We start from the raw sequence: 4,528 nt of genomic DNA, 5'->3' as shown, positions 1-4,528 counted from the left end.
GGGTTGCATGCAGTTCTCACACCAAACAACTGGTCGGCTATTTGCCTACCTCGCTCCAGTCCTTCTGTAGTCAACCAAATCGATTTGCTCTTGTTCACCGGATTACTGATGAAACCATGTTCATGCAATCGGTTCATGGTCTCGAAGTCGAACCCTTTCCAGGCATTTCCTTTGTCGGAACTGAAGGTTGCCAACAGGGCAAGCACTGCGTTTTCAATCAATTTGTCGTCGTATTCCATGATCATTGCTCCGCTCATATCCAAAAGGGATCGTCGAGTTTGAGATGGGCGCCCCATGATCCCTGCCAACTTACATAAGAGTAGCGCGCTCAGCTAGGCGACGCCAGCGAGCAGTTCCGAGGATAAAAGGGGACGGATTTATTTTCATCAGGGAAAATGAACCCGTCCCATTTTTTATTTAACAACTCACCCGTCACTACCAGTTGCTGGATCGCTAGCGTGAATTTATAGAAAACGGGCGATCGCTTGATCGCCCGTTTTTTTGGTATCTAAGCCTGTAATCGTCTCGCCAAGAGACGCAGTGACCACCAAGTAAAGTTACCAGCGAGAAATTGACTGCAAGTCAAGATAATATGCAAAGGTCAAGCTGAGTGAGTTGGTTCAACGGCTAAACTTCCTTTCTCCACCCAGAAAAAGTGATGGCTGTTCCTTTTTCCTCCTTATCCTTTATCTCGATTTTGTAGGTTCCACCTCCGGCGACACCCTCAATTAGGGCTTTATTGCCATAAATACTGAATTCAGCGCCTATAGCTTGCTGTTTATAGAAACTCACGACGTCAGAGAAAGCAGTATACGTTCTAAGCAAAACCTCAAAATCATGCCGTGGCCGACCGGCAAGTTCATCATAGTCGCCATAAATTGGCGCTCCTTTCAGGCCCGGCGTAGTGAAGTATCCATCGACGCCCGCACCTAGCAAATGTGTGTTCTTTGGTAGTAGAGGCAACATTGCTTTGGGAAAATCGGAGGGAAGCTGAGATGCGTTCCACGAGGATTTTTTTGGATCTGTGGTGATGTATTCAATCGTGGAAATTCTCTGCGCTTGAGCTCTTGCTTCGGGATCTTCACTTCTCGCCCTGATCGCCAGCATCGGGGGCAACTGTTTGCTCCACGCTATGATTGGATCGCTGCTGTTTTTGTTTGCTCCCTTCGGTTGAAAAATCGTCAATACGGTTTCGGGAAATGGATTGCAAGTAACCGACTCTTTACTTGATTTTATGGTGCAATGTCCATTGACTAATCCAACGGCGATTAATTGGCCTTGATCGTCCACCAAAAGCGCGCCACGCTCAGCACCATTGTTACCATCATCCATGGCAGTGATCAGCTTCTGCCCTGCCGGAACACCCTCTTCAAACACAGAAAATTCTGAGTCTAGTGAATCCAATACCTGCGCCACGATCATTGCCCCATCATTGGTATAACTGCCTGTTGCGTATCCCAAAAAATCAACGAGTGCCAAACGTATTGCTGGATCTTCATTAAGATTAGGTGGCGTTGCAGGCGGTGGAGCAGTACTAAGTATTAAAAAGGTAGTGCCGTCTGGTCGTTGCTCTGAATGAACTGAAAGTGCTATTGCTTCAAGAGACAGGGTTAATGTAAAAAAAAGAGCGAAAGATTGAGCTATGCGAATCAAGGGTTTAGTCCTTTGTGAGTGATAATCCTGGGATAAAAAACGTTGGTTATTACCTAAGAGGGGGATTTATTTTTGTGTGCAAAAAATAAATTTGTCCCATTTTTTTTGTCCGTGAAAATAAATCCGTCCCCTTTGTTGTTATATCAATTTCTAAATCATATGTCTGGTTTTCTTGGATTTGTGGGCAAGAAAAGAGCGATCTACCAACTCCATACGTTGTGGAGAACTCCACAGCTGTTCCGAACATCGTGGGCTCAATGATGTGTAGTATCCTCACCTTCATCTATTTAGACCCCAATGGAACGCGAACAACGGAGCGAGAAGGGGGGCGGATTTATTTTCTCGTGAAAATAAATCCCTACTTTTTGTTTTTTTTACGAGCTACTCTATATCCATAAGTTTTTTATACTTTGAGAATGTGGCAACTGCTTGTTCGTCGCCATCAATTAAGTTCTCATAAAAGCTAATATCATCTGCCCATTCTTGAAAATTAAAAGAACTTTTGTGTTTGCCGTTATCTTGATTTATAAATAATAGTTTCCAGTAGGGTGAGAGTCGATCGTCGGTGATGCCGAAAATGTCCGCAGGGAAAGGTTTTGGATATTCGTCGTCATCTTCTTGGCATATGTAAAACCAAGGGCAATTATCCCGAAACTCTATTCCGTAGACCGTATATTCCTTGCCTAGTTGTAAGTCTAGCTCTCCGTCAGGCATGAATATGTAGCGTTTTAAACGAGCTGCGACTTCTAAATCCGATATGTCATTTAGGTTGTTGAGTTTGCAGATTACTTTCATTTTTCGAAAACTCCGGGCGGCACTGACGGGTCATTTTCCCAAGGTCTAATATCATCCGTGCTGTGTTTTTTGAACTTGAAATCCATGAGTTCCCCGGTCTTTGGGTTATGCACATAATGTACTACAGAGTCATTTCCATTCTTCGATTTTATCTTGAGCTCCATTTTATCCATTCCTTTGTAGGTAGGATCATTTAGGTTCTCGATAATGAGGGTTCCTTTGCCCTCTTTTGCCGACTGTAATGTCATCTGATCCTGAATGCTTTTAGGCTCCCGACTCCATTTATCCCGTTTTGCCGGAGATGGGGGGGGAGGGGACCCTTCGTCTATAGTTACTTTAACTGGTGGGTCTTCACGCCCAATTTCCGTCTTACTACCGCCAACCTTAGGGCAACTTGTCAACCCCAACGGATCCACCCACCCCGTAGGATTAGGCACGTACTGGTAGTTATTCAACCCACCCGCAAGCTTGATCGGATCCGGCGTCAGATACCGCCCAGTCCCCGGATTGTAGTAGCGGTGCCGGTTGTAGTGTAAGCCTGTCTCCGCGTCGAAATACTGCCCCTGAAACCGCAGCGGGTTGTCGATTTCGGCGACGTCCAGTGCCGCGAGGTTGCCATAGGCGCGGTACTTGGCCGACCACATGATCTCACCGCTGTAATCGGTCAGTTCCTGCGGCGTACCCAGATGATCGAGCTGGTAGTAAAACGGTGTCGCTTTCAGCGGGCCTTCGCCATCAAGCATCACCAACGGTCGAAAGCTGCCCGGTTCATAAATGTAAGTGCGATAACGGTTGTCAGCGCTTTCGGCGATCAGGCGTTCGCCTTGCCACAGAAATTCGGTGCTGCTGCCATCGACAGTTTTTTCGATACGCCGACCGAAGGCGTCGTACTTGTAGGACGCGACACTGCCGCCCGGCAGGCTGGCGCGGATCAGGCGGTGCTGACAGTCGTAACGGTATTCGGTGACGAGTTTCTGCCCGGTGCCGCGACGTTCGCGGATCAGGTTGCCGTAGGCGTCGTAGTCGTAATGGCTGTCGCCTTGCATCAGCAGGCGGTTGCCTTTGATGTTGGCCAGGTTCGCGGTGGGTTGGTCGCCTTGGCCGAGCAAGTTGCCGGCAGGGTCGTGGGCGAAGCTTTCCGGGGTGCTGCCACGGACGTTGATCAGGCGGTCGAGCGGGTCGTAGTGGTAGCTGCGATTGCCTTTTCGGCTGTCGTCGATGCCGGCGAGGTTGCCAGTGGCGTCGTAGGCGTAGCGACGGTGGAACAGATTTCGATCTTTTTGGCTGACGCTGTGTGCTTGCAGACGGCCTTGTTCGTCGTACTGGTATTGGCTCAGCAACAGACCTTGCTGGCGCTGGAGTTCCCGACCGGCGCTGAACTGGTGCGTGGTCAGTCGCGAGCCGTTGAGGTCGATGCTGCTCAGTTGACCGCCGCGCTGGTGGCGATAGTCGAGTTTGCTGCCGTCCGGGAGGCGGCAGTGGCTGAGTTGGCCGAGCGTGTCGTACTTGTAACGCAACGTGCCCCAGCCTTGGTGTTCGGTGATCAGCCGGTCTTGCAGATCGTATTCATACGCTAGCGGCCAGTTGCCGTCATCAACATTGACCAGGCGGCCGAAGGCGTCGTAGCTGTAGTGGATTTGTTCGCCATCGGTCAGGGTTTTGACCAGCAGGCGGCCAGCTGCATCGCGCTGGTACTCGGTAGTCAGTTCGCTGCCGTCGTCACCGAACTCGGTTTTCTTCAGCAACTGGCCGTTGAGGTCGTACTCGTAAGCGGTGCGGCGCCCATCGAAACCGGTTTCCTGTTGGATCAGGCCGTTGGCGTGGTAATCGAGGTGGTAGTGTTCGCCACGTTCGTTTTCGATCTCGGTCAGCAGCAGGCGCGAGTTGTCGTAGCGATAACTCAACTGGCTGCCGTCCGGGTTGATGCGACGACTGACCAAATGCAGGCCGTCGGCGTATTCGTAGCGTGTCACGCGGCCTAGCTCATCGCGTTCTGCGGTGACGCGGCCATATGGGTTGTAGGTGAACGCACGGCTGGCGCCGCCGGGTAGGGTGACTTGCGTCAGGCGGTCAGCTGCAT

4 protein-coding genes are annotated in these 4,528 nt (G+C 50.3%); all 4 read right to left on the bottom strand.

What is annotated here, in order from left to right; translation table 11 throughout:
* The coding region (locus AC1DSG_RS28040; protein ID WP_477793777.1) for a DUF6429 family protein at nt 1-239 on the bottom strand (239 nt) is incomplete at its 3' end.
* 388 nt (nt 240-627) lie between these two features.
* Entirely contained in the window at nt 628-1,653 is a 1,026-nt protein-coding gene (locus AC1DSG_RS28035) for a hypothetical protein (RefSeq protein WP_477793776.1), read from the bottom strand.
* Nucleotides 1,654-2,034: 381 nt separating this feature from the next.
* Complete coding sequence (locus tag AC1DSG_RS28030; RefSeq protein WP_477793775.1) at nt 2,035-2,448, bottom strand: hypothetical protein; 414 nt, start codon at nt 2,446-2,448, stop codon at nt 2,035-2,037.
* Nucleotides 2,445-4,528 (bottom strand): RHS repeat-associated core domain-containing protein (locus AC1DSG_RS28025; protein WP_477793774.1); only part of this gene is annotated, 2,084 nt, incomplete at its 5' end. The genes AC1DSG_RS28030 and AC1DSG_RS28025, both read right to left, overlap by 4 nt.

This window comes from Pseudomonas sp. P5_A12, assembly GCF_056400685.1.
The sequence above is the reverse complement of the archived record's forward strand: the minus strand, read 5'-3'. Positions and strand labels throughout refer to the sequence as shown.

Coding starts and splice junctions, on each gene's coding strand:
- AC1DSG_RS28030 (WP_477793775.1), bottom strand. CDS start 2,448: ATGAAAGTAATCTGCAAACTCAACAACCTAAATGACATATCGGATTTA.